This is a genomic window from Desulfovibrio sp. 1214_IL3152, assembly GCF_036763055.1.
Lineage (GTDB): Bacteria > Desulfobacterota > Desulfovibrionia > Desulfovibrionales > Desulfovibrionaceae > Desulfovibrio.
The window spans coordinates 1-5,602 of sequence record NZ_JBAIYW010000050.1 but is presented as its reverse complement, the minus strand read 5'-3'; the positions used below and the strand labels follow the sequence as shown (position 1 = coordinate 5,602).

The window sequence follows — 5,602 nt, the reverse complement described above, 5'->3', positions numbered from 1 at the left end:
TGCAACCGGAGCGGGGGCAGCGGCAGCAGGGGCAGAGCCTTCAGCCGCAAAGGCCTGGCCCACGGTGAGCAGCAGTAACAATACCATGCTGCCACCGAGCATCCATCTGTTTTTCATAAAAAATCTCCTCCAGATTTACTTTGTCAACACCTGAACTATGTGCGCCCCGAGGGGAGCGGCACAGGATCAACCCTTGTCAAAAATACACATTAATCCAGAAAAGCAATGATTGCGGGAACATGCCCCACAGCACCGCCCCGGCAAGACAGACCGCGAGCACCGCTTGCAAGCCCGTTTCGCCCGCTATGGCGCACGATGTTGCGGGGACACAATCTGTACTATCCTGCATGTACATGCGTTTTGCAACACCAAGATAGTACCAGGCCGATATGGTGCTGCACACGACAGCCACCACGACAGTAACCTGGTATCCCGCCGCAAAGGCCGCGCGAAACAGCATGAACTTGCCCATAAAGCCCGCCGTGGGCGGAATGCCCGTCAGCGAGAAAAGAAAAACCAGCATGACTGCCGCCAGCAACGGGCTGCGCGCGGCAAGCCCCCGGTAATCATCCAGATCTTCTCCGGCATCGGGACCTTCGCCCATACGGCCTTTGCCGGAACGGGCGGAAAGGTAGCTTATGACGGCAAATGCCCCGATATTCATGCACAGATAAATGGTCAGATAGGCGGCCGTGGCCCGCAGCCCCTCAGGCGTGCAGGCGGCAAGGCCAAGCAGCGCGTACCCGGCATGGGCAATGGCCGAGTAGGCCAGCATGCGCTTGAGGCTGGTCTGTGCCAGAGCGGCAATGTTGCCGAGAATCATGGTCAGAACAGCAAGCCCGGCCAAGGCATCGCTCCACAAAGGACTCAACTGCGGCAAGCCCTGCAAAAGCACACGCGCAAGCACCGCAAAACTGGCTGTTTTGGCTGCCACAGACATGAACGCCGTAACAGTGGTGGGCGCTCCTTCATACACATCCGGCACCCACACATGAAAGGGAACCGCCGCCACCTTGAAGCCCAGACCGGCCAGCACCAGCCCCAGGGCCATGACTGCCGCCGGCAGGGTGTGCATTTCCGATACGCTCAGGCTGACGGCAAGGCGACGCGCCATTTCGGCAATATCCGTCTGCCCTGTCAGGCCGTAAAGGACGGACAGGCCGAAAAGCAGCAGGGCCGATGCAAAACTGCCCATAAGAAAATACTTGATGGCAGCCTCGCTGCTGCGCGGATCCGCCGTACGCAGGGCCACCAGAGCGTAAATGGGCAAGGCCATAAGCTCAAGACCGAGATACAGCACAATGACGTCACCGGCAGAAACCATGACGCACATGCCAAGCGTGGAAAAAGCCATGAGGCTGTAGTATTCCCCCTGACGCATGGAGGCATGACGGCAGAAGGATTCGCTCATAAGGGCAGTAAGCCCGAGAGCCGCAAGGCAGACGACCTTGAAGGCCGCCGCCAGCCCGTCGGCACGGAACATTCCGCCAAAGGCGGCGGCTCCGCCGCTGAAATTCATGCTCAGTGTCAGGGCAAGGGCAACGGCAGCCCCGGCGGCTGTAAGCCACTGCTGGAAAACACGCTCACGCGGGTAAAAAAGATCGCCAAGCATGAGGCAGACGGCCGTGGCCAGAAGAACCAGCTCCGGCGCAAGGGCGGGCAGATCGGCCAGCAAGGGCAGTGCAGAAAGAGGCGCGACAACAGTATCAGTCATGGTGGCTCCTTGTTACTCCGCCCTACTGGGCTGCAAAGGCCGCAAAAGCCTGCTGCGTGTCACTGACAAGCCGCTCTACCGAAGCGTGGGTGTATTCCAGCAGCATGTTGGGGAAAATGCCTATGGCAAGCACCAGCACGGCCATGGTCAGCAGGATGGTCAGCTCCCTGCCGTCAAGCCCGGACAGCCCGCGCACCGTATCTGAAACCTGCTTGAAAAATACTCGCTGATAGAGCCACAGCATATACCAGGCCCCCAGGATAAGCCCCGAAGACGCCACCACTGCGGCCCAGGGCGCGCGCTCGAACCCGCCCAGCAAAATGAGAAACTCGCCGATAAAGCCGTTGGTACCCGGCAGGCCTATGGCCGCCAGGGTAAATACCAGAAAAAATCCGGCCATGACGGGCATGGTGCTGGCAAGGCCGCCGTAGTCAGAGATCCGGCGTGTGTGGGTGCGGTCATAAATCATGCCCACGGCCAGAAAGAGCGCGCCCGTCACGATGCCGTGGTTGAGCATCTGTATGATGGAGCCTTCCACGCCCTTCTGGGTCAGGGCAAAAAGCCCCAGAGTCACAAAACCCATATGGCTCACGGAACTGTAAGCGATCAGGCGCTTGATGTCGGTTTGCGCCAGGCAGACCAGCGCGCCGTAAACAATGGCGATAACAGACAGAACCAGCATGGGCGTCAGCAAGGTCCAGGCGGCGTAAGGCAGAATGGGCAGGCTGATGCGCAAAAAGCCATACGCGCCCATCTTGATAAGCACGCCCGCAAGAATGACCGAACCCGCCGTGGGCGCCTCGGTATGCGCATCGGGCAACCATGTGTGGACGGGCCACATGGGAACCTTGACGGCAAACGCGGCAAAAAAGGCCCAGAATAAAAGCAACTGCAGGTCTTTACCGTAATTCTGTCCGGCCAGGGCCAGCATGTCGAAGGTGTTTCCGCCCTTGAGATAAAGGAGGATAATGCCCACAAGCATGAGCAGGCTGCCCAACAGGGTGTAAAGAAAGAACTTCACCGTTGCATAAATGCGCCGTGGCCCGCCCCATACGCCGATGAGCAGGAACATGGGAATGAGCATGGCCTCCCAGAACACATAAAAAAGCATGAGGTCCAGCGCGCAAAACACGCCCATCATGGCTCCTTCGAGCAGCAGCAGGCTGACGAAGAACTCCTTGACCTTCAAAGTGATGCTTTTGAACGACACAGCCACGCCCAAAAGAGTAATGAGCGCGGTCAGCGGCAAAAAGAGCACGCTTATGCCATCAATGCCCAGGCTGTAGCGTATGTTCAGGTTTTCAATCCAGGGGCGGTTTTCCACCATCTGCATCTGCCACAAGCCCTTGTCAAACTGGCTGAGCGCCCAGAGGCTCAGGGCCAGTTCCACGGCACAGACGGTCAGCGCCCCCAGCCTGATAGTCTCCTCCCGCCCTCGGGGCAGAAGCATAAGCGAGAGACCGCCAAGCACAGGAACAAAGATAAGCAAGGAAAGTACGGGTACGGACATGCTGTCTCCCTGCCGTGTTTACGAGAAAATTCCCAGTTGCAGCACAATCAGAAGCACCACCGAGGCTCCGGCCAGCCAGGCCAGATAATGGGCCACCTGCCCGTCCTGGAAGCGGCGCAACCTGTCGGAAAGCCTGCCGATAGCACGGGGCAGGCCATTGACAACCCCTTCGATCCCCTTGGTATCCACCACGCGCAGAAGCACATGGTCAGCCAGCCACAAAACCGGGCGCACCAGACAGGCCGCGTAGATTTCGTCCACACGGTACTTGTGCAGAAAAAGCCTGTACAAACGCGGAAAACTCTGCACAACCCTGTCCGGCCATTCGGTCTGGCGGCAGTACATAAACCACGCAAGGCCAATGCCGCAGCCCCCCGCCACCACCGAAGCCCCCATGAGCATAAGCTCAACCGTGCCGTCCAGGTGCAGATGCGGATGCCCCAGCACCGGCTCAAGAAAACCGGCCCAGAGATTGGAGCCGCCAAGCACATGAGGAATGCCCAGCCAGCCAGCCGCCACGGCCCCACAGGCCAGGATGAGCAAAGGTATGGTGACCACCAGCGGCGACTCGTGCAAATGCTCGCGCTGATGCCGTGTGCCGCGAAATTCGCCGTAAAAAATGCTGAAAAACAAGCGGAAGGAATAAAAGGCCGTCAAAAAGGCCACAAAGGTTCCCACGCCCCAGGCAAAGTACCCAGCCGTGGTGTCGGCATTGAAAGCCATGAGCAGGATCTCGTCCTTACTGAAAAAGCCTGCCAGCCCCGGTACGCCGGAAATGGAAAGCGAGGCCAGCAAAAATGTGGCGCAGGTGATGGGCATGTATTTTCGCAAGCCGCCCATACGGCGCATGTCCTGCTCGTGATGCATGCCCAGAATGACCGAGCCGCAGCCCAGGAACAGCAGGGCCTTGAAAAACGCGTGGGTAAAGAGATGGAAAATGCCCGCCGCATAGGCCCCCACGCCGCAACCTATGAACATGAAGGCCAGTTGACTGATGGTGGAATAGGCCACCACCCGCTTGATGTCCGTCTGGGTGAGGGCAATGGTGGCCGCAAAAAGCGCCGTCAGCGCGCCCACTACGGTGATGACCCCAAGAGCCGTGGGCGAAAGAGAAAACAGCGCGTTACAGCGGGCCACCAGAAAGACCCCCGCCGTGACCATTGTGGCCGCGTGAATGAGAGCGCTTACAGGTGTGGGGCCTTCCATGGCGTCGGGCAGCCACACATGCAGGGGCAGTTGGGCAGACTTGCCCACTGCGCCGCAAAAGAGCAGCAGACAGATGAGGGTGGCCGCGTCAATGCTTGTGCCGCCGATGGTGTAGCTCAGGCCCTGCAGCATGCCCGCCTGGGAAAACACGTTTTCATAGTGCAGACTGCCAAAAAGCGTAAAGATGCAGAACAGGCCGAGCAGAAAACCAAAGTCACCGAACCGGTTGACGATGAAAGCTTTTTTGCCAGCATCCGAGGCCGACGTTTTCTCATAATAAAAGCCGATGAGCAGGTAGGACGAAAGGCCCACAGCCTCCCAGCCAAAAAAGAGCTGCAAAAAGTTGTTGCTCAGCACCAGCATAAGCATGGAAAAAGAAAAGAGCGCCAGATAGGCAAAAAAGCGGTAATAGCCGTCTTCTCCCTTCATGTAGCCCACGGAATAGATGTGAACCAGCGTGCTGACGCTGGTGACCACAATGAGCATGACCGCCGTAAGCTGGTCCACAAGAAAGCCGAAAGACACGCTCAGGTTGCCCGATGTTATCCAGTTATGCACATCGGCATTGACGATGACGCCGTTCATGACATCGCGCAGGGCCAGAAGGGAACAGCACAGGGAAATCACAATGGCCGCAATGGGCAGCCAGTGGGCGCGACTGCCCCACCAGCGCCCGCAGACCAGGGTAACGGCAAAGGCCAGCAGCGGACACAGCGGAATAAGCAAGAGGTATATGGGCATGGCTACCCCCGAAGCTCGACGATTTTGTCGTTGCGCACCGTTTTACGGCTGCGGAACAGGCAGATGACTATGCCCAGGCCCACGGCGGCCTCGCATGCTGCCACCGTTATCACAAAAAGGGTGAACACATGGCCGCGCAGGGAATCCATAAAATAACTCATGGCCACGAGGTTCAGGTTCACGCCGTTGAGCATCAGCTCAAGGGAAAGCAGCATGACAATAATGTTGCGCCGCGTAAGGAATCCGGCCACGCCGATACAGAACAGCACAGCGGCCAGCGCCATGTACCATGAAAGAGGAATCATCGCGCCAGACCTCCATCCCGTGTTTTGTGGTCACTGTCGCAGGCGGCGCCGCCCGCATGGCCGTCGGGCAACGGAGCCTCGACGGTGTGGGCTTTCGCCCCCGGCATTTCACACTGTTGTTCCTCA

The 5,602-nt window shown here is 58.5% G+C and carries 4 protein-coding genes; all 4 read right to left on the bottom strand.

Annotated features, from left to right (window positions below; all coding sequences use genetic code 11):
- Window positions 1-196 precede the first annotated feature (196 nt).
- From V6C07_RS00965 to nuoK, 4 genes are read right to left on the bottom strand one after another with little or no spacing between them, the layout of a single operon-like run.
- Window positions 197-1,714, bottom strand: a complete 1,518-nt coding sequence (locus tag V6C07_RS00965; protein ID WP_333534533.1) for an NADH-quinone oxidoreductase subunit N — start codon at window positions 1,712-1,714, stop codon at window positions 197-199.
- A gap of 22 nt (window positions 1,715-1,736) precedes the next feature.
- Entirely contained in the window at window positions 1,737-3,224 is a 1,488-nt protein-coding gene (locus tag V6C07_RS00960; protein ID WP_333534532.1) for an NADH-quinone oxidoreductase subunit M, read from the bottom strand.
- Window positions 3,225-3,242: 18 nt separating this feature from the next.
- Window positions 3,243-5,171 carry an NADH-quinone oxidoreductase subunit L gene (gene nuoL, locus V6C07_RS00955; RefSeq protein WP_333534530.1) on the bottom strand — a complete coding sequence of 643 codons (1,929 nt, stop codon included), beginning with the start codon at window positions 5,169-5,171 and terminating at the stop codon, window positions 3,243-3,245.
- Between the two features lie 2 nt (window positions 5,172-5,173).
- Window positions 5,174-5,476 carry an NADH-quinone oxidoreductase subunit NuoK gene (nuoK, locus tag V6C07_RS00950; RefSeq protein ID WP_333534529.1) on the bottom strand — a complete coding sequence of 101 codons (303 nt, stop codon included), beginning with the start codon at window positions 5,474-5,476 and terminating at the stop codon, window positions 5,174-5,176.
- Between the last annotated feature and the right edge of the window lie 126 nt (window positions 5,477-5,602).

Bases quoted from the DNA above. Each gene is read 5' to 3' on its own strand.
- nuoK (WP_333534529.1), bottom strand. From the start codon at position 5,476: ATGATTCCTCTTTCATGGTACATGGCGCTGGCCGCTGTGCTGTTCTGT.
- V6C07_RS00960 (WP_333534532.1), bottom strand. From the start codon at position 3,224: ATGTCCGTACCCGTACTTTCCTTGCTTATCTTTGTTCCTGTGCTTGGC.
- nuoL (WP_333534530.1), bottom strand. From the start codon at position 5,171: ATGCCCATATACCTCTTGCTTATTCCGCTGTGTCCGCTGCTGGCCTTT.
- V6C07_RS00965 (WP_333534533.1), bottom strand. From the start codon at position 1,714: ATGACTGATACTGTTGTCGCGCCTCTTTCTGCACTGCCCTTGCTGGCC.